Below are 19,164 nucleotides of genomic sequence, written 5' to 3'. Positions count from 1 at the left end.
CGATATCTGTCAATATCGAAGAATGTCGAATCAAGAGCTGCCGGACTCCGAGGCTTGCTGCACCCCGCTCGTTCGTGAACCGTTGACCGAGGATTGGGCCGGCGACTTGTCTCGGATGTTCAAGGCCCTCGGCGATCCGGTTCGTCTCCGCTTGCTCAGCTTGGTGGCAAGTCACGAGGGTGGTGAAGCCTGCGTCTGCGACATCTCCGACTCGTTCGACTTGTCTCAGCCGACTATCTCGCATCACCTGAAGGTGTTGCGCCAGGCAGGGCTGCTCGATTGTGAACGACGCGGGACCTGGGTGTACTACTGGGTTATTCCGGCTGCGCTGCAACAGCTTTCCGCCGTTCTGCTGGTAGAAGGTGCGAGCGTGAGTGCCGCGGACACTTGCGCTGAGGTCACCGCATGAGCAACACCGCTGCCACCACCGAACACCCCGAAGTCGTCGGAAAACTCTCCACCCTCGACCGCTATCTGGCGGTCTGGATCGGCGTGGCCATGGTCGTCGGCCTGCTGGTTGGACGCTGGATCCCCGGTGTGAACACTGCCCTGGACAAGGTGCAGATCGACGGCATCTCGCTACCGATCGCCCTCGGTCTGCTGATCATGATGTACCCGGTCCTGGCGAAGGTCCGCTACGACCGCCTCGACACAGTCACCGGGGACAAGAAACTCCTCGCCGGCTCCCTGTTCCTGAACTGGGTTCTCGGCCCGGCGCTGATGTTCGCCCTCGCCTGGCTGTTTCTGCCTGACCTGCCGGAATACCGAACCGGTTTGATCATCGTCGGTCTCGCTCGCTGCATCGCGATGGTGATCATCTGGAACGACCTGGCCTGCGGAGACCGCGAAGCCGCCGCGGTGCTGGTCGCCATCAATTCGGTGTTCCAGGTGATCATGTTCGCCGTGCTCGGTTGGTTCTACCTCTCGGTCCTGCCCGGGTGGCTCGGCCTCGAACAGACCACCATCGACACCTCGCCCTGGCAGATTGCGAAATCGGTCCTGATCTTCCTCGGTATCCCGCTGCTGGCAGGTTTTCTGTCCCGCTTCTTCGGCGAACGCGCCAAAGGCCGCGACTGGTACGACAACAAGTTCATCCCCAAGATCAGCCCCTGGGCGCTCTACGGTCTGCTGTTCACCATCGTCGTGCTCTTCTCGATGCAGGGCGAACAGATCACCTCCCAGCCTTGGGATGTCGTCCGGATCGCGCTGCCCCTGCTCGCGTACTTCGCGCTCATGTGGGGCGGAGGCTACATCCTCGGCGCCGCAATCGGATTGGGCTATGAACGCACCACGACCCTGGCGTTCACCGCCGCGGGCAACAACTTCGAACTCGCGATCGCGGTAGCAATCGCCACCTACGGCGCCACCTCGGGGCAAGCTCTTGCCGGTGTCGTCGGCCCGCTGATCGAGGTACCGGTGCTCGTCGGGCTGGTCTATGTCTCCCTTGCTCTACGCAAACGCTTTGCAGTCGAAGAGGTTTCATCCAGTCGAGAAAGAGCGAGGTCATGAGCAAACCATCGGTGTTGTTCGTCTGCGTCCACAATGCCGGTCGATCTCAGATGGCCGCGGGATTCCTGAGCCATCTCGCAGGCGACGCCATCGAGGTCCGTTCCGCCGGATCCGCACCCGCCGAGACCGTCAATTCGGCAGCGGTCGAGGCGATGGCAGAGCGCGGTATCGACATCTCAGCGCAGTCTCCGAAGATCCTCACTGTCGACGCCGTCCAGGATTCGGATGTCGTCATCACCATGGGCTGCGGCGACACGTGCCCGATCTTCCCCGGCAAGAGTTACCGAGACTGGGTTCTCGACGACCCGGCCGGACAGGGCCTTGAAGCAGTTCGCCCGATCCGTGACGAAATCGAGCGGCGCGTTCAAGCTCTGATCGACGAACTCACCACTGCCGCGAAGTCTTCCTGACCGATCGGGGACTCGACAGGATCATTCGCCCGCGGGCTCGATGTGTTCGGCACCGAGGACGGAGAGTCGGTATTCCTGTGCGTCCTGCTCGGTTTCGAAATCTTTCTCTTCGAGGAGATTCCGGTCGGCGTCGAGGTATCGGTAAGCAGTCATTCCTCCACCGTGTCACTGATGAACGATTCGTGCTCGGATACCGGTTCGATTTCGTCGACGGCTATTTGAATCAGCCTTCCGTAGCGCCGGATCAGATCCTCCGACGACAGTGAATCCTCACCGAGGAGTTCGAGCGTCCGCATGCCGGTGGCCAGTCCGAGCAGCAGTGAGACGACGATCTGGCTGCGTACCAAACCGGGCTCCGTGTCGCCGATGCGGCGCGCGATCCCGTGAACGTATCGTTGCTTGATCTCGGCCCGAGCGGCGGCCGGATCTGGCGCCTCGTGAACGTGTACTGCGAGCATTGCCCACGGATCGGTTTCGTCGGATTCTCTACGAGCGACAAGTTTCTCGACCAGTTGACAGCCGATGTCTCCGGTGGCGTCGGCATTCGGATCCTCGTCCATCGGAGGTGCGGACGGGATCGCAGCCGAGTACAGCCGAGCTTTGCTGCCGTAGATCTTCATGACCAGGGCAGGGGAGTAGCCGGCTGCGACCGCGATGTCCTTGATGGTCGTCGATGCGTAACCTCGTTCCGCGAACAAGGCTTTCGCTGCTGTGAGGATGCTGGCTTCGCCGCTGCTCATGTCGCTCGCCTCCGCCTCGATACCCGATCGCCATGCGTTCGGTTGCTTGTACTGGCGTTCATACTGTCGTCAACGGCTCGGCATCGACGGGTACGTCGAAATCGACGACGGTGGACTGCGCGATGACCGCTATCTGACGAGCCAATGTGCCGTGTCCGCTCTCGGTCAGCGCGGTCAGGATGTACCGGCCGGATGTGGGAAGTGCGATTCCGTAGTGCCCGGTTCCGTCGGTGACCGTGGATGCGACGAATTCGCCGGTCGGTTTCGTGAGCGTGACGACGGTTCCCGAGGTTGTTCGGCCGCCGACTCCGACCTTGCCGGAGATGGTGAGGCGGTCACCGAGTTCGACGGTGTGCGTCGATTGCGCGCTGTCGAAGCTGATTACCTGTGATCTCGGGGACCAACCGTCGGCGCTCGTGACCACCAGGTACCGGCCGGGCCGGGGTAGGGCGAGGGAGAAGTTGCCCTCGTTGTCGGCGCGACTCCAGTCGATCGGTCGCCCCTCCATGTCCATCACGGTGACAACGGCCTGCCGGATCGGTCGGCTGTCGGCCCGGACCACATGACCGGCAACCACAATTTCCGTTTCGGACACGGCGGCGTCGGGAAGCTCGAACCCTTCCGGGGTCACCGGGCGAAGTGCCGCTTCCGGTTTTGCGCCGCGGCGAGGAATGAACGCAGCGGCAGCGGCAGCAGCCACGGCGGCGAGGGCGGCCAGCCAGAAGATGTTCTTGAAGGCGTCGATCGACGGAAGGCCCTCGCCCGGCCCGGACGGGATGACCATCGAAGTGAGCATGGCGGCAACCACCGCGCTGGACGTGGAAGTACCGACTGAGCGGAGCAGCGAATTGAGGCCGTTTGCCGACGCGGTTTCGGTAATCGGAACCGATCGCATGATCAGCATCGGCATCGCGGAGTAGGCGATTGCGGTTCCGATGCTGACCACCGCCGCGCTGATGATGATCAGTGCTATCGAACCGGTCAGGAACACTCGCGCGATGTAGGCGAGCGCGAGCACCGTGCCGCCGACGATCAGGGTGATCTTGGCTCCGAATCGCTTCGTGATGTTCGCGGAGACGGGCGCGAAGAAGACCATCGCGAGGCCTGCCGGAATCATGCACAGTCCGGCCGCCATCACGCCCAGTTCGAAGCCGTAGCCGGAGATCTTCGGCATCTGAAGTTGTTGGGTGGTGGAGAGGTTGTTCGCGTACATCGAGAAGCCGACGAGGATCGAGGCGACGTTGGTCAGCAGAACAGGCCGCTTGGCCGACGTTCGTAGATCGACCATCGGCTGGGTGACGCGAAGTTCGTAAGGGAACCACAATGCGAGAGTCACGATTCCGATGACGAACATCAGCAATGTCAGTTCGCTCGTCCATCCCCAACGGGCGCCCTTGGAGATGGCGAGGAGGATCGCCGTGAGTGCTGTCGAGAGCATGACCGCGCCCAGGAAGTCGAATTTGCCGCGGGTACGAACACTTGATTCCGGGACGACGACGGCTACCGCGATGATCAGCAGGACGCCCACGATCGCCGAGAGCCAGAAGATGGCGGGCCAGCCCAGATGCTCGAAGATCAACCCGGACAGCGGGAGCCCGAGTGCGCTGCCGATTCCGAGAGTGGCACTCATCAACGCTGTTGCCGACGCCACCTTCTCCTTGGGCAGTTCGTCGCGCATGATGCTGATTCCGACGGGGATCATCGAGATCGCGAAGCCCTGGAGACCACGTCCGATCAGCAGGGCGACAAAGTTGCCGCCGATCGCCGCCACCAGTGATCCGACCACGATCATCGTCATCGAGATCAGCATCATGCGTCGTTTTCCGAACATGTCTGCCAGGCGGGAGACGATCGCAGTGGCGACGGCACTCGTGAGGAGCGTGACGGTGACGAGCCAGGAGGCGTCGTCAGCGCTGACGCCGAGGATCTTCGGGAAATCGGGCAACAACGGAATGACCATCGTTTGTTGCAGCGCGACCACGGTGCCGGAAAGACAGAGAATTGCGGTAATGAGCCGACTTGAACGGCGAGTGGTCGGAGACGAGTGCAATGCCAAGAGACGGTCCTTCACGCGGCGATGGTGAACGGGAATTCACCCATGAGTGAACCACTGTTCACCCGTCACTGTCACCTTCGGTGAATATGCGATTTCTCACGACGGCAACTCGCCCCAGGGTTTCCGAGTCGGCATGGCGGGAACAACGTCAGTGGTTGGTCTGCGCCTGCGCGAGCGGGCAGCGAGGAGGAGTGATGCATGCCGAAGTGGGTGACCGTCTCCACGTCCAGGGGCGCGTTGTGGGGCAGGCGGAGGTAACTGCCGAGGTTCTCGAGGTGCACGGCGAGGACGGCGGTCCTCCCTATCTGGTCAGGTACGACAACGGCCACGAGGCGTTGGTGTTTCCCGGTAGCGACGGCTGGATAGATCACCCCGGAAAAGGCTCCTGAGCTGCACGATTCTTTCCATGCATGGTCGTTGCATCGAATGCGGCTAAAGTGTGCGCAATGGAGGGCAGACGCCAGTACCACTCCCGCGTGCGTGAAGCTTCCGCGCAGCGAACGCGTGAACTCATTCGTGATGCGGCGACGGCCTTGTTTATTCGAGACGGGTATGTCAGTGCCACCGTCAAGCAGATTGCCGCCACGGCCGGCGTCGCCGATCGGACGGTGTTCACAGCCTTCCCTGGCGGGAAACTCGAGATCTTCGAAGCGGCCCTCGCTGCGGCGCTCGATGCCGAAGAGGTTCCACTCGGCGCGCCGAACCTGGCCTCGGACCCCGATGACGTTCGCCGGATCGTCTCCCAGATCGTGGCTCAGGGCATCGGACTGCTCGAACGTGCCGGCGCTCTGATGATGGTCGCGGTCGAATCCTCGGGTGCGGATGCCGACATGCGTCGACTATCCGAGGAGTCGTCGGATCAGTCGGCCGTCAATGCGATGTCGATAGCCGAGGGTCTCTCCGAGCATGGCTTGTTGAGGCCTGAGATTTCGCTCGAGAAAGCCGCGGGCATACTTGCCGCTTTCGTCTCGCCGCAGCTTCATCAGCAATTGCGTCGGGTCAGTGGATGGGACGTCGATGCGTACCGAGGATGGCTCGAGTTCAACATTCGCCAGAATCTAATGTACTAATTGGTCTGTTTTCGTTAGCATGGCGAGGGTTTTTTATTCTCGGGAGGAATCGCCAGCGTGCCCTATGCCTTGTTCGGCCTCATCACGATGTTGCTGTGGATTTTCTGCATCGTCGACGCCATCACGAGAGATGACGCCTACATCCAGTACCTACCCAAGGTCGTCTGGATTCTGATCATCATCTTCCTTCCTACTTTGGGATCGGTTCTGTGGCTGGTGGTCGGGCGCGGACAGAACGCGCCCCGCGGATACGTCGGCCCAACCGGGTACGGCGAATACGAGCGCCCGGGACGTGCCGTTGCGCAGGATCCGGCGGCGGACGAAGCCTTCTTGCGTCAGTGCCGCGAACGGGCGGAAGAGCAGCGTCGAATTGCCAAGCAGCAGCGCCGCGACGGCGACGCTGATCGGATGTGAGTTATCGGTAGGCCGTGAGTCGGTCCAACACGAGCCGAAGCGGCGGCCACGACGATCGGCCGCGACGCGTCACCGCATAGGCAGTGAGGATGACGGGCGGATCGACGAGTGGTTCGACGCGCACGCCTTCGCGAGTCTTGCGTTCGAGCGGCATCAGCCCCACGCCGTAACCACTGAGGATCAAGAGTTCGACCAAGTCGAGACTGTCGATCTGGTGAGTGATCCGAGGGGTGAACCCGGCCAGCGACGCGAGGGTTCGCACAGCGCGCTCGTCTGCCGTGTTGCGTGAGTTCACTATCCATGACGTGTCGGCGAAGGCGCGGAGATCGATTCCGGATTCTGTGGACTTGTCGGGAGCTTTGGCGTCGTCGGGAACACACAGTCCCCATGGCGTCGACCAGAGCGGAATTGCTTCGAGTAGTGGGCTCGGCGACGCGGGGGCAAGGTTGTAGTCGTACGTCAGTGCGAGGTCTAGATCGTCGCGTTCGAGGAGTGCAAAAGCCTCGACGGGTTCGTATTCGTAGATCATCACGTCCACCTGCGGGTGACTGCGTTGCAGGCTTCGAGCGACGGGGAGCATCGCGGTTCTGATCGCAGTTGCGAATCCGCCGACTCGCAGGGTCCCCACCGGTTCCGCGTCCGGATCGAGGTCCAGGCGAGCTGCATCGACGGCTGCCAGGATGGTGACGGCATGATCGGCCAGTCGTTGACCGGCCGGCGTCAGCCGCACCCGGCGACCGTCGGGCTCGATCAGTGCGGTACCAGTCTCCGCGGTCAAGGCCGCGAGTTGTTGGGACACGGTCGACGTCGTGAGGTTGTGCGCTTCGGCGACCGCACGCATCGAACCCAAGCGGGAGAGTTCGAGGAGGAGATGGAGTCGACGGGTTTCCATCCTTCGATCATTCACTAATCGTGAACATAATGTAGGTTAAAATCGCGTGGACACGAACGGTTGGCCTCCCGTTCAATTCAGCTATGGATACGAAAGCGCGGGCCGGAGTGGGCCTGGCTGTTTTGGCGATGTTGTGCGTGCAGCTCGGGCTCGCCGTGTCGGTGGGCCTGATCGATCAGCTCGGCGCAGACGGAGCGGCGTGGCTACGACTCGCCTGGGCAGGCATCATTCTTCTGATCATCGTCAGGCCCCGCCCTTCGGCGTTCACTCGCAAGGCGTTTCTGGCTTGCGTGGTTCTGGGTGTGGTCACCGCAGGCATGACGCTCCTGTTCATGGCAGCGGTGGAGCGCCTTCCGCTGGGAACAGCAAGCGCATTGGAATTCTTGGGTCCGCTGACGGTTGCATTGCTCCGGGGGCGTGGCCGTGTTCTGTGGCCGGTTCTGGCAGGCGTGGGCGTCGTGCTTCTCACCGAACCATGGGCCGGGACAGTCGATCTGGTCGGTGTGGCGTACGCACTCGGTGCGGCGCTCTGCTGGGCGATGTACATTTTGCTCACCCAGCGCGTCGGCGACGAGGTTGCCGGTATCAACGGGCTGGCGGTGTCGATGGCGGTAGCCGGGTTGGCCGCGACAATTGCCGTAGGCCACTCGGCTATCGGGCGGCTGACTCCGCATCTGATTCTCGTGGGCCTCGGACTCGCGATCTTGCTGCCCGTCGTGCCGTTCGTTCTGGAGATGGTCTCGTTGCGAAGGCTGTCCACGGCGGCGTTCGGCACGCTGATGAGTCTCGAGCCTGCTTTCGCGCAGCTTATCGGTCTGGTTGTGCTGCAACAGGTTCCGAGTGTTCTGGCCGTGGCAGGTATCGCGTGCGTCGTCGTCGCAGGGATCGGCGCGGCCCGCGGTGGTGCTCGAGGTGGTGCTCGGGATGGCGCCCGGAAGCCGACTGAGCCACCCTCCGATTCCGAGCGAACGTACCTTTCGGCGCCTTCATGAGACCGAGAGTGCCGTTCGCTCAGGTCGCGTTCGCTCAGTGAGAGTGCGCCGCGGCGATTGCTCCGTCGAACACGTCGGCGACCTCGCCGAGGGAATCGAGAATCGGCTGACCGGATCGTTCGACGCGAGCCCGCACCAGCGAGCCCTCGAGCGCGGACACTGCCAGGACGGCAAGCCGTTCCGCTCGCGCACGTCCGACCCCGGACGCGATCAGTGTGTCGCGCAGTAGCGAAGTCCACTGTCGATACACCGCCTGTCCGGCGGCTGTCACGCTCTCCGAATCGGGGGCAAGTTCCAACAACACCGTCGTGATCGGCGAGCCTTCGTGGAAATCCGAATCGCTCACCCATCCGGCGAGCAACCGCGCGTACTCGCGCAGCAGCGACCCGGCGTCCGATTGGCTGTCGGCGAGTTCGGTCAGGGTGTCGGTGACCAACTGCCCGCCGACGCGGACGACCTCTTCGCCGATCTGCTCTTTGCCGCCGGGAAAGTAGTGGTAGAGCGAACCTTTCGGCGCCCCGCTCGACTTGAGGATCTCGTTGAGGCCCGTTGCCGCATACCCCTGGCGGCGAAACAGATCGGCCGCAGCTCGTACGAGTGCTTCGCGGTGTTTCGGGGGAGTCGCCACGAGTTGGAGCTTAAACACCCCAGCGATCCACCACAATCTATGTAGACTGGTCTACATGGGAAATTCTGAAATGCTCGAACAGTTGCGCGCGGTCAACGCCTCGGCGGCCTTCAACCGGTGGGCCGGATTCGAAGTCACGGAGGCCGAACCGGGTCGCGTTTGTCTGCGGCTCGAATGGCGTGAGGATCTGGGCCAGTACTCGGGACACCTGCACGCTGCGCTCGTGGCGGGACTCGTCGACACCGCGTGCGGATTTGCTGCCTTCACCCAGGTAGGTGTCGTGGCGGCGTCCAACTGCGCGGTCAATTTCGTGAGTCCGGGCGTCGGAACCGCATTTGTCGCTACGGCGCGCTCGGTCAAGGCCGGGCGCAAGCAGGTGTTCGTCACTGCCGAGGTACATGCCGAACGCGAAGGCGAATCGGTGCTCGTCGCGTTCGGCACCACCCTGTTGGTTCCACTCGCCCCTAAGGCCTAGGCAAGACAGAGCTGAAGGTCACGGAACGAGGATGAACTTTCCCGCGGGGTGCGAACTCTGCAACTCGGTGTGAGCGAGCGCGACGTCCGTTAGTGGGAAAGTCTTGGCGATCTTCACGGTGAGATGTCCGGAACCGGCTTGTTCGACCAGTTCGGATCGAGCCTTCAAACGCGCTTCCGCACTTGCCGGATTGCCTCCGCCGACGGACGCGAAGCCGTCGGTCTGGGCGCGTCCGAACGCGACGATGGTGACGATGCGACTCTTGTCGGTGACCAAAGCCAGAGATGCATCGACGGCTTCGTCCGTTCCGGCGGTGTCGAACGCCGCATCGACGCCGTTCGGCGCGAGTTCACGGACACGCGCTTCGAGGCCGTGGCCGTAGAGCACAGGCGTCGCGCCGAGCGAGCGCACGTAATCCTGATTCGAGGCTCCCGCAGTGCCGATCACCGTAGCTCCGCGACCAACTGCCAGCTGAACAGCGATCGCGCCGACGCCGCCGGACGCGCCGTGGATGAGAACGGTGTCGCCGGAACCGACCCGAATGGTGTCGAGGGCGTCGACTGCAGTTCCGCCGACCAGAAGGAGGCCGGCTGCCTGTTCCCAGCTGATGCCTGCGGGCTTCGCGGTGACAGAGGAGACCGGCACGACTACTTGTTCGGAGTAGAGGCCGTTGCCGGGGCTGACGATCACTTCGTCGCCGACGTTCACATTTGTGACGCCGTCGCCGACAGCCGAGACGACGCCCGCTGCCTCGCCGCCGAGGCGGATGGGAAGTTTCTCGGGGTCGGTGCCGAAAGCGCCGCTGTAGAGCTTGAAGTCGAAGGGATTGACGCCGATCGCCTTCACGTCGACCAGGACTTCACCTGATTTCGGTGCCGGTAAATCGACGTCCACCAGCTTCAGGACCTCGGGCGTGCCGTACGTCTGCGCTACAACAGTTTTGGTCATGTCTCGCGCAACCGTCCTCGGGGAAGCGATATTCCCCGAGGACGGGAAAAACTCGAGAAGATTCGATCAGCGGATCAGGGTGCCCAGATCGAGCGGCATCGCGATGCCGGTGATGTGATGGGCCTCGTCGGAACCGAGGAACGCGACGGCGGCGGCGATGTCCTCCGGCTGGCTGACCGGGTCGGGCAAGGTCTGCATGAAGATCGGACCGAGTGTGTGGGCGTTGGCGTCGATGAGCGGCCGCATGTCCGTCATCTGCATTCCGGTTTCCACGCCGTGTGGGTGGATGGTGTTGACCCGAATGTTGTACTGCCCCAACTCCGAGGCCATCGTCTTGGCCAGACCGGTGATGCCGTGTTTGCTCGCGACGTAATGGCCGAGGAAGGGGAGGCCGCGCAGGCCGGCGACGGAGCTGGTGAAGATGATCGAGCCACCGGTGCCTTGCTTGATCAGGTGCGGGATCGCTGCCTTGGCGGTGTGGAAGACGCCGGTCAGGTTGACGTCGAGCGTTTCCTGCCACTGCTCGGGCGTGATTTCCCAGGACATGTTGGCAGAACAGATTCCGGCGTTCGCGACGACGACGTCAAGTCGCCCCAATTCGTCGATGCCGGCCGCGAGCGCCGCGGACAGCGCAGAGAAGTCGCGAACGTCGGTCTTGGTAGCGACAATTCGACGGTCCAGGGCCTTGACCATTTCGACTGTCTCGGCCAGGTCGTCGTCGGTGGCGCCGGCATACGAGGTGGATTCGAATTGAACACACGCGTCGACGGCGATGATGTCTGCGCCCTCTTCTGCCAGCCGGACAGCTTCGGCGCGCCCCTGACCACGGGCGGCTCCGGTGATGAAGGCAACTTTTCCGGTGAATCGACTGGCGGCCATGCTCAAACCTCCGACTAGTGGTGATGATCTGCTCTTCGGAAGTTAGCGCGACGAAGTTCTTTTCGGGGGTGAATGCCCAGTCAGCGGAAACCGCTCAGCGCACCCTGGTCAACAGGGCACATGGCCCGGCAGCGAAGATGTCCCGCGCATCCGAAGACAAGACGGGTTGTCCGCTCAGTGCGTCGACCCATTCGCCATCTGGCAGGTCCACTCGCGTATCTCTCCAACCGTGCGACGAGAGTCTGAGCGAATGTCGCGTCGCCAGAGCAACGACCATAGGCGGATCACCTGCCGGGCCGCGCGAGAAGCCGACCAGATGACCGGATCCGGAACCTGAAGCGAAGACCGGCCGGTACTCACCGTGATCGAACCACGAGGGGTTCTCCCGCCGCAGTGTCAGTGCCGTGCGAACGAGGTGCAACTTTGCGGTTCCTGTTGCGTCGATCGGCGCGGCGCCGGAATCGAGCAGTGATCGCCTCGTTCCGTAGTCGACAAGCCGCCGGTTGTCCGGATCGACCAACGAGTCCTCCCACAGCTCAGTGCCCTGGTAGACGTCGGGAACGCCGGGCCCGAGAAGTTGGAGCAGCTTTTGGCCCAGAGAGTCCGACCAGCCGTGACGCGCGATCCTGCCGACGAATTCGCTGACCGAATCACCGACCGGGCCGTCGATCACCTCGTCGATCCAGCGGTGCACTGCCGACTCGAAGTCGACGTCCGGATCGTTCCAGGAAGTTCTGGCGCCGGACTCGCGGACGGCTTTCTCCGCATAGGCGTGCAAACGCTCGCGCAGCTCTGGAACCGAGGCTGCCGAGCGGCCGTCCGCCGGCCACACACCGATGATGTTCTGCCACAAGAACAATCCGGTAAGCGGATCAGGGCTGGGGCACACGTCTTCCCACTCGCGAATCAGCCGGGCCCACAGCGTCGGCACCTGAGACACAACACCGATCCGTGCCCGCACGTCCTCGCCGCGTTTGGTGTCGTGAGTGGACAGACTCGTCATCGCGCGCGGCCACCGCTTCGCTCGGTCCGCGTTGTGGAGATGGAATTCGGCGACGGAGACGGCAAGCGATGCCGGGTTGCCGCCGACTTCCTGACGTGAGACCAGGCGCGCCGTCCGATAGAAGAGTCGATCTTCGACGGACTTGGCCATGACAGCGCCACACACCTGCTGGAAGCGAACTGAGGCTTCACCGCTGTTCACCAGGGATTGCGCCAACACGTTGAACGATGGTTCATGTCCGGGAGCCAATTCGTGCATGTCGCCGACGATCCGAGCGGCCAAACCGGCGAGGGGACTGTAGTCGGATCGGTACACCGGCATCCGAGCGATCGCGACGACAACTGCGTCGTTCAGTTCGGTCTCACTGCAACGACTTCCGGTTTCGCGTCGGATTGCACGTACGAGCCTGCGAACCTCCGGTGCCAGGTCACCGCGCCCGGTGTCGCGTTTGAACTGACGTTCGGTGTGATGCAACCACGTACTGTCCCCGTCGTCGCCGGTCAGATCTGCCGAGAGTTCGGTCAATTCGAGTTCGGCGGCGGGATCGACGAAAATGCCGCCCAGCTGATTGAGGGCGTCGTATCCGGTGGTGCCGTCGATCGGGAGCATCGGATCGAGTGGTTCCGTATGGCCGAGGATCTTTTCGATCACGAGCCACTGATCTGGTCCGATCAGTTCTCGCAGGCGCCCGAGATATTCCGCCGGATTCGCGAGTCCGTCCGGATGATCGATGCGAACGCCGTCGATCAGTCCTTCGTCGACCCACGACTTCACTTGCCGATGGCAGAGTTCGAAGACTTGGGGGTCCTCCTGGCGCAGCGCAGCGAGTTCGTTGACGGCAAAGAACCGTCGGTAGTTGACGATCCCGGCGTTCCACGGTACGAGTCGGTACGACTGCCTGGAGTGCACCTCCTGTGGAGATCCGAATTCAGTACCGGCAGCGATGGGGAAGCGGTGCTCGTAGAACGCGAGAAGTGTTTCCTCGCCATCTTTCTCGACAGTCAGTGCGTCGAGATCGTCCGGGCTGCCCAGTACCGGGAGTGAGAGTTTGCCGTCGGCGCCGTTGGCTCCGTTGTCCTCGGCCCAATCGATGTCGAAGAAATGCGCGTACTCCGACGACTGCCCGTGCGTGAGAACGTCCCACCACCAAGCATTTTCGCGAGGTTTGGCGACACCGACATGGTTGGGGACCAGATCGACGATCAGGCCCATCCCACGTGATCGAACGGCGCGCGAGAGCTCCACCAGGGCCTCGCGGCCACCAAGTCCTTCGGACACGGTTGTCGGATCGGTGACGTCGTAGCCGTGCGTCGATCCGGACGTTGCCGTGAGGATGGGGGAGAGATAGAGATGTGAGACCCCCAATGCCTCGAAGTAGTCCACCTGTGCGGCCGCATCACGAAGAGTGAATGCATCCGGTCGCAACTGCAGTCGGTAGGTGCTGGTTATCGGGGCCATGTGCACGTCTCCCTCAAGCGGTTCTGCGAAGTACCGTCAATGCTCGCGCTTTTACATCCAATGTTGTTCCGGCTTTGATCACGGTATCGCTCTCACCGGTGGGGACCGAGGTGTCGAGTACGACGGTCCACTCCGACGCGTAGTCCGCGTTGGGGGTGGAGAATTCGAGATCTTCGTAGTGGGCGTTGAAGCAGAGAAGGAACGAATCTCCGGTGACGCGCTCGCCACGGTAGTTCGGTTCCGGGATCGCGTCACCGTTGAGAAAGACAGCCAACGACTTGCCGAAACCGCTGTCCCAGTCGGCCGGAGTCATCTCTTCGCCAGACGGCGTGAGCCAGGCGATGTCGCGACTCTGATCGCCGCTTCGAATAGGTCGCCCCTCGAAGAATCGACGACGCCGGAAGACCGGGTTCTTGGCGCGCAAGGCAATTGCGCGCTTGGTGAACTCGACGAGGTCGGCGTTGGTTTCCGCGAGAGTCCAATCCATCCATGACAGTTCCGAATCCTGGCAGTAAACGTTGTTGTTACCCTGCTGAGTTCGGCCCATCTCGTCGCCGTGAGCAAGCATCGGGGTGCCCTGGCTGAGCATCAGCGTAGCCAGTATGTTCCGGCTCTGACGGCCACGCAGTTCGAGGATTTCCGGGTCGTCGGTGGGGCCTTCGACCCCGCAGTTCCAAGATCGGTTGTGCGATTCGCCGTCGTTGTTGTTCTCGCCGTTGGCTTCGTTGTGCTTCTCGTTGTACGAGACGAGGTCGTGCAGGGTGAAACCGTCGTGAGCGATGACGAAGTTGATGCTCGCGCCAGGGCGACGTCCGGTGGCCTCGTAGAGATCAGAGGATCCGGTGAGACGGGAGGCGAACTCCCCCAGCGTTGCCGGCTCACCACGCCAGTAGTCGCGGACGGTGTCGCGGTATTTGCCGTTCCATTCGGTCCACAGGCCGGGGAAGTTGCCGACCTGGTAACCGCCTTCGCCGACGTCCCACGGTTCGGCGATCAGCTTCACCTGACTGACGATCGGATCCTGTTGCACGAGATCGAAGAAGGCCGAAAGGCGGTCCACGTCGTGCAGTTCACGGGCGAGTGTCGAGGCGAGGTCGAAGCGGAAACCGTCGACGTGCATCTCCGTGACCCAGTACCGCAGAGAGTCCATGATCAATTGCAGCGTATGCGGATGACGGGCGTTGAGGCTGTTGCCCGTTCCGGTGTAGTCCATGTAGTGCTCTTCGTCGCCGTCGACCAGGCGGTAGTAGGCGGCATTGTCGATTCCGCGGAAGCTGATGGTCGGCCCCATGTGATTGCCCTCGGCGGTGTGGTTGTAGACCACGTCGAGGATCACTTCGATACCCGCCTGGTGGAAGCTGCGCACCATGGCTTTGAATTCCGCTACGGCCGCATCGGGTTTCGTGGCCGAGGAGTAGTCGGTGTGCGGAGCGAGAAAGCCGAAGGTGTTGTAACCCCAGTAGTTTCGCAGACCTTGGTCGAGAAGCACCTGATCGTGCATGAACTGGTGGACCGGCATCAGTTCGATCGCCGTGACACCCAGATCGGTGAGGTGCTCGATGATCACCGGATGAGCGAGCCCCGCGTACGTGCCGCGCAATTCCTCCGGAACTCCGGGATGCGTCGCGGTCATACCCTTGACGTGCGCTTCGTAGATGACCGTCTCGTGATACGGACGCTTCGGCGAGTGGTCGGACGCCCAATCGAAGAACGGGTTGATGACGACGGTCGACATCGTATGGCCGAGCGAATCATGTTGGGGGAAAGGGATGGTGGCGGGTTCGTCGACGAGTGGTTCCGGCTCGAAGGGTTCGGGCTCGAGGATCTCGTCCGATTCCTGATCGCCCGTGGGCGAGTCGTCTTCGAGGCCCACCTCGTCCGATTCGGCTTCCGAACTCGTTTCGTCGGTAGCCTCTTGCGGCCCCACGGCGGGAGATTCGTCGTCTGCTGAAGGTTCGGGGTCCGCCGCCGATTCGACGTCGTACGAGAACAGCGAACGGTCTCCGTCGAAGTCTCCGTCGAACGCTTTTCCGTACGGGTCCAGCAGGAGCTTGCTCGGATCGCATCGCAGACCTGCAGCCGGATCGTACGGCCCGTGTACGCGGTAGCCGTATCGCTGGCCGGGGGATACCGACGGAAGGTACGCATGCCAGACGTAACCGTCGACCTCGTCCATCCGAATGCGGGTTTCGGTTCCGTCCTTGGCGATCAGGCACAGCTCGACGGCCTCGGCGACCTCGGAGAAGAGCGAGAAATTGGTCCCCGCGCCGTCGTAGGTGGCACCGAGTGGGTACGCACTGCCAGGCCATACCGGGATGGGAGTGGCTGAGGTCTCGCTCGGCGGTTGATCCATGAATCAGACCCTATCGGGTGCAGCCGATCGAATCTCGTCGACTGTCTACGGTGCCGATCACCGTTTCGCCTGGCTGCGGGCGGTTGCAAGCATTCCGGCTGTGATCTGTTCCACCTCTGCCTCCGAACACAGGTACGGAGGCATCGCGTACACGAGGTTGCGGAACGGCCGGAGCCAGACGCCGGCGTCGACGGCTGCATCGGTCGCGCTCTGCATGTCGACCGGCTGTTCGAGTTCGATCACTCCGATTCCGCCTTTGACGCGGACGTCGACGACCCCGGGAATTGTGACGGCTTCGGCGAGGCCTCGAGCGAGGCCACGTTCGAGGGTTGCGACGTCACGCCGCCAGTCCATCGCAAGCAGAAGTTCGGTCGACGCCACCGCGACGGCGCACGCGAGTGGATTGCCCATGAAGGTGGGGCCGTGCATCAGCCCGCCGCCCTCACCGGCAGTGATGGTCTCCGCGATCTCCGTGGTGCACAGCGTTGCCGCCAGACTCATGTACCCGCCGGTCAGTGCCTTGCCGACGCACATGACGTCGGGACTGACGCCGGCGTGATCGGCGGCGAACAATTCTCCGGTGCGTCCGAATCCGGTCGCGATTTCGTCGAAGACCAGGAGGACTTGGTACTTGTCGCAGAGGTTACGCAGGTCGATCAGGTACGCGGGATCGTGGAAACGCATTCCGCCGGCACCTTGGACCACTGGTTCCACGATCACCGCTGCGAGGTGCTCGTGATGCTCGGCCAAGAGCGATTCCAACTCCTGCACGTATTCGGGGAGATAGCCCGCCGGGGGAGCCTGCGCGAAGACCTGAGGGCGCAGGACGTCGGTCCAGAGAGTATGCATGCCGCCGTCGGGATCGCAGACGCTCATGGGGGTGAAGGTGTCACCGTGGTATCCGCCGCGCCAGGTCATCAAACGATTCTTCGACGGCTTTCCGAGGCTCCGCCAGTACTGCAGGCACATCTTCACTGCGACTTCGACGGCCACCGAACCGGAGTCGGAGAGGAACACCTTGTCGAGGTGAGGTGGTGTGATGTCGACGAGCAGTCGCCCGAGGCGAGCGGCGGGTTCGTGCGTCAGTCCGCCGAACATGACATGGCTCATCTTGCCGAGCTGCCGTGCGGCGGCGGTGTCGAGCACGGGATTGCGGTAGCCGTGAATGGCGGCCCACCACGAGCTCATCCCGTCGACCAATCGGCGGCCGTCGGAGAGCGTCAGGGTAGCCCCCTGCGCAGAGTCGACGATCAGCGGACGAGTCGACGCGGGAAACGATCCGTACGGATGCCAGAGGACATCGGCATCGATGGCGGAGACGTCATGGGAATCAAGTCCGGTTGTGAGCACGGATGCACCCTAACCATTGAGTTGAACGGTGTTCAAGTATGGTCGGAAAAGTGAACACCTCGCTGAATTGGCTGACGGCCGTCGAAGCGGACCGCAGGGCCGCCGGACTGCGTCGCGAACTCCGTCCTCGCACGGTCGACTCCCCGTTGATCGACCTGGCGTCGAACGATTACCTCGGACTCGTGCGGCACCCCGATGTGATCGAGGGTGCCGCGGCGGCTCTGCGCCGTTGGGGCGCGGGCGCCACGGGCTCGCGTCTGGTCACCGGCACCACCACCGAACACGAACTGCTCGAAGTCGAACTGGCCGAGTTCGTCGGGGCGGACTCCGGACTTGTCTTCTCCTCCGGTTACACAGCCAATCTCGGCGCGGTGACGGCGCTCTCGGGTCCAGGGTCGTTGATCGTCTCCGATGCGGGATCGCATGCCTCGCTGGTGGATGCCTGCCGCCTGTCACGTGCTCGGGTTGCCGTTGCTCCGCATTCGGACGTGGGCTTTCTCGCCGACACGTTGCGCAGCAGAGTGGAAGAGCGAGCGCTGGTCGTCACCGATTCGGTCTTCAGTGCCGACGGAGACCTCGCGCCACTGCGGCAGATGCATCAGGTGTGCCGCGCGTACGGGGCGATCCTGTTGGTCGACGAGGCGCATGGCATCGGTGTGCGCGGTGCCGGTGGACGTGGACTCGTCCACGAGTCGGGCCTGGCCGGTGAACCCGACGTCGTCGTGACGGCAACACTGTCCAAGTCGCTCGCCAGCCAGGGCGGAGTTGTGCTCGGTGACAACAAGATCCGCGCGCATCTCATCGACGCGGCAAGAACGTTCATCTTCGACACCGGGCTCGCACCGGCCGCCGTAGGCGCGGCCAGGGCTGCACTCGCCGTACTCCAGCGTGAGCCGACGCGAGCGCTCGACGTCCTGGCCCGGGCATCCGAGCTGGCGGACGTCACCGGTGCTCCGTCGCCTGAATCTGCTGTCGTCTCAGTCGTTCTCGGTGATCCGCAGCGGGCGTTCGATGCCGCGTCGGCGTGCCGGGATCAGGGGTTGCATGTCGGTTGCTTCCGCCCGCCGTCGGTTCCGGAAGGAACGTCACGGCTGCGTCTGACCGCACGAGCGACGCTGTCCGCATCCGAGATGGAGCAGATCGCTCTCGTACTGCGCGAAGTATTGGCCGGAGCCCGAGCATGAGCATTTTCCTGGTGACCGGAACGTCGACCGACGTCGGAAAAACAGTGGTGACAGCCGCATTGGCATCGGTGGCCTTGCAGTCGGGCAAGTCGGTTGCAGTGCTCAAACCGGCCCAGACCGGCGTCGACGTGGACGGTGCGGGTGATCTGGCCGAGATCGAGCGTCTGACCGGCGGCGGCGTGACGCTGGTCGAGTTGGCGCGGTATCCCGAACCTTTGGCGCCGGATACTGCTGCCCGTCGAAGTGGTCTGCCGTTGTTGGCGCTCGACGAAGTAGTCCGAGTTGCTCGCGACCTGGACACCACCCACGACCTGACCCTGATCGAAGGCGCCGGCGGCTTGCTGGTCCGCTTGGGCGTCGACGGGTTCACCGCTCGCGATCTTGCCGCGGCTCTGGCAGCGCCAGTGGTGCTGGTGGTTGCGTCCGGCCTGGGCACGCTCAATCACACGGCACTGACCGTGGAAGCCCTACGTGCATCCGGCGTGGACTGCGCCGGATTGGTGATCGGTTCGTGGCCGCAGGAACCGGACCTCGCCGAGAAATGCAATCGCGAGGATCTGGTCTCGGTCAGCGGTGTTCCCCTTCTCGGGGTAATGCCTGCCGGAAGTGGAGGCGCGAGTGTCCGAGAGTTTGCTCGCACCGCTTCGATCACGCTCGGTGAACTTCATTTGACCAACTGACGACGTAACATCCGATTTGTCCGCATCGATAGCCAAGCCACAGTGGGGCGCCTTGGGTTTCGACGTCCCTCGCGTACGATTCCGGTCGGTATATTTCGACGGGTGTCTTGCGGCGACCCTGCA

20 protein-coding genes are annotated in these 19,164 nt (G+C 62.9%); 10 read left to right on the top strand and 10 right to left on the bottom strand.

Annotated features, from left to right (window positions below; all coding sequences use genetic code 11):
* Window positions 1-22: 22 nt before the first annotated feature.
* The 3 genes from ATN37_RS05245 to ATN37_RS05235 are packed head-to-tail and all read left to right on the top strand — an operon-like array spanning window position 23 to window position 1,919.
* Window positions 23-409 (top strand): helix-turn-helix transcriptional regulator, encoded by a 387-nt coding sequence (locus ATN37_RS05245; RefSeq protein ID WP_099697657.1) that lies wholly within the window; start codon window positions 23-25, stop codon window positions 407-409.
* Entirely contained in the window at window positions 406-1,509 is a 1,104-nt protein-coding gene (gene arsB / locus ATN37_RS05240; RefSeq protein WP_003941673.1) for an ACR3 family arsenite efflux transporter, read from the top strand. The genes ATN37_RS05245 and arsB overlap by 4 nt, the downstream gene beginning before the upstream one ends.
* A complete protein-coding gene (locus ATN37_RS05235; RefSeq protein ID WP_054781566.1) occupies window positions 1,506-1,919 on the top strand; it encodes an arsenate reductase ArsC in 414 nt (137 codons plus the stop codon). The genes arsB and ATN37_RS05235 overlap by 4 nt, the downstream gene beginning before the upstream one ends.
* Before the next feature lie 21 nt (window positions 1,920-1,940).
* Here the strand turns inward: ATN37_RS05235 and ATN37_RS32385 are convergent, their stop codons facing one another.
* From ATN37_RS32385 to ATN37_RS05225, 3 genes are read right to left on the bottom strand one after another with little or no spacing between them, the layout of a single operon-like run.
* Window positions 1,941-2,072, bottom strand: a complete 132-nt coding sequence (locus ATN37_RS32385) for a hypothetical protein (protein ID WP_256933145.1) — start codon at window positions 2,070-2,072, stop codon at window positions 1,941-1,943.
* Window positions 2,069-2,659 (bottom strand): TetR/AcrR family transcriptional regulator, encoded by a 591-nt coding sequence (locus tag ATN37_RS05230; RefSeq protein WP_003941800.1) that lies wholly within the window; start codon window positions 2,657-2,659, stop codon window positions 2,069-2,071. The genes ATN37_RS32385 and ATN37_RS05230 overlap by 4 nt, the downstream gene beginning before the upstream one ends.
* A 58-nt stretch (window positions 2,660-2,717) precedes the next feature.
* Entirely contained in the window at window positions 2,718-4,730 is a 2,013-nt protein-coding gene (locus ATN37_RS05225; protein ID WP_218694866.1) for an MFS transporter, read from the bottom strand.
* A 179-nt stretch (window positions 4,731-4,909) separates the two neighbouring features.
* Here ATN37_RS05225 and ATN37_RS05220 point away from each other — a divergent pair, with 179 nt between their 5' ends.
* The 3 genes from ATN37_RS05220 to ATN37_RS05210 are packed head-to-tail and all read left to right on the top strand — an operon-like array spanning window position 4,910 to window position 6,199.
* Window positions 4,910-5,104: a DUF1918 domain-containing protein gene (locus tag ATN37_RS05220; RefSeq protein ID WP_003941743.1), complete on the top strand. Its 195-nt coding sequence runs from the start codon at window positions 4,910-4,912 to the stop codon at window positions 5,102-5,104.
* A gap of 57 nt (window positions 5,105-5,161) precedes the next feature.
* Window positions 5,162-5,785, top strand: coding sequence for a TetR/AcrR family transcriptional regulator (locus tag ATN37_RS05215; protein ID WP_218694864.1), 624 nt, complete (start codon window positions 5,162-5,164; stop codon window positions 5,783-5,785).
* A gap of 57 nt (window positions 5,786-5,842) precedes the next feature.
* The gene (locus ATN37_RS05210) at window positions 5,843-6,199 is read left to right on the top strand and encodes a PLD nuclease N-terminal domain-containing protein (protein WP_003941757.1); all 357 of its coding nucleotides are present in this window, start codon (window positions 5,843-5,845) and stop codon (window positions 6,197-6,199) included.
* A gap of 1 nt (window position 6,200) precedes the next feature.
* Here the strand turns inward: ATN37_RS05210 and ATN37_RS05205 are convergent, their stop codons facing one another.
* The gene (locus ATN37_RS05205; RefSeq protein ID WP_042921818.1) at window positions 6,201-7,091 is read right to left on the bottom strand and encodes a LysR family transcriptional regulator; all 891 of its coding nucleotides are present in this window, start codon (window positions 7,089-7,091) and stop codon (window positions 6,201-6,203) included.
* 83 nt (window positions 7,092-7,174) lie between these two features.
* Here ATN37_RS05205 and ATN37_RS05200 point away from each other — a divergent pair, with 83 nt between their 5' ends.
* Entirely contained in the window at window positions 7,175-8,083 is a 909-nt protein-coding gene (locus tag ATN37_RS05200; protein WP_047270118.1) for a DMT family transporter, read from the top strand.
* A 34-nt stretch (window positions 8,084-8,117) separates the two neighbouring features.
* Here the strand turns inward: ATN37_RS05200 and ATN37_RS05195 are convergent, their stop codons facing one another.
* Window positions 8,118-8,711 (bottom strand): TetR/AcrR family transcriptional regulator, encoded by a 594-nt coding sequence (locus tag ATN37_RS05195; RefSeq protein ID WP_003941729.1) that lies wholly within the window; start codon window positions 8,709-8,711, stop codon window positions 8,118-8,120.
* A 55-nt stretch (window positions 8,712-8,766) separates the two neighbouring features.
* Between ATN37_RS05195 and ATN37_RS05190 the strand changes: the two genes are divergently transcribed.
* A complete protein-coding gene (locus ATN37_RS05190) occupies window positions 8,767-9,186 on the top strand; it encodes a PaaI family thioesterase (RefSeq protein ID WP_230587613.1) in 420 nt (139 codons plus the stop codon).
* 18 nt (window positions 9,187-9,204) lie between these two features.
* On the opposite strand, the gene ATN37_RS05185 is transcribed toward ATN37_RS05190, so the two are convergent.
* From ATN37_RS05185 to ATN37_RS05165, 5 genes are all read right to left on the bottom strand, one after another.
* Window positions 9,205-10,134, bottom strand: coding sequence for an NADP-dependent oxidoreductase (locus ATN37_RS05185; RefSeq protein WP_050655323.1), 930 nt, complete (start codon window positions 10,132-10,134; stop codon window positions 9,205-9,207).
* Window positions 10,135-10,200: 66 nt separating this feature from the next.
* Window positions 10,201-11,013 (bottom strand): mycofactocin-coupled SDR family oxidoreductase, encoded by an 813-nt coding sequence (locus tag ATN37_RS05180; protein ID WP_047270120.1) that lies wholly within the window; start codon window positions 11,011-11,013, stop codon window positions 10,201-10,203.
* Window positions 11,014-11,107: 94 nt separating this feature from the next.
* Window positions 11,108-13,474, bottom strand: coding sequence for a malto-oligosyltrehalose synthase (treY, locus tag ATN37_RS05175; RefSeq protein WP_064075428.1), 2,367 nt, complete (start codon window positions 13,472-13,474; stop codon window positions 11,108-11,110).
* Window positions 13,475-13,487: 13 nt separating this feature from the next.
* The gene (glgX, locus tag ATN37_RS05170; RefSeq protein ID WP_218694863.1) at window positions 13,488-15,827 is read right to left on the bottom strand and encodes a glycogen debranching protein GlgX; all 2,340 of its coding nucleotides are present in this window, start codon (window positions 15,825-15,827) and stop codon (window positions 13,488-13,490) included.
* Window positions 15,828-15,884: 57 nt separating this feature from the next.
* The gene (locus ATN37_RS05165) at window positions 15,885-17,177 is read right to left on the bottom strand and encodes an adenosylmethionine--8-amino-7-oxononanoate transaminase (protein WP_218694861.1); all 1,293 of its coding nucleotides are present in this window, start codon (window positions 17,175-17,177) and stop codon (window positions 15,885-15,887) included.
* 38 nt (window positions 17,178-17,215) lie between these two features.
* Between ATN37_RS05165 and ATN37_RS05160 the strand changes: the two genes are divergently transcribed.
* Both ATN37_RS05160 and bioD read left to right on the top strand, forming a co-directional pair.
* The gene (locus ATN37_RS05160) at window positions 17,216-18,361 is read left to right on the top strand and encodes an 8-amino-7-oxononanoate synthase (RefSeq protein WP_054186688.1); all 1,146 of its coding nucleotides are present in this window, start codon (window positions 17,216-17,218) and stop codon (window positions 18,359-18,361) included.
* Window positions 18,358-19,041, top strand: a complete 684-nt coding sequence (gene bioD, locus ATN37_RS05155) for a dethiobiotin synthase (RefSeq protein WP_064113305.1) — start codon at window positions 18,358-18,360, stop codon at window positions 19,039-19,041. The genes ATN37_RS05160 and bioD overlap by 4 nt, the downstream gene beginning before the upstream one ends.
* The last annotated feature ends 123 nt before the right edge of the window (window positions 19,042-19,164 follow it).

The organism is Rhodococcus sp. MH15 (genome assembly GCF_019266045.1).
In the GTDB taxonomy this organism is placed as follows: domain Bacteria; phylum Actinomycetota; class Actinomycetes; order Mycobacteriales; family Mycobacteriaceae; genus Rhodococcus_F; species Rhodococcus_F qingshengii.
Note: the sequence above shows the minus strand (reverse complement) of the source record. Positions and strands in the feature narration are given on the sequence as shown.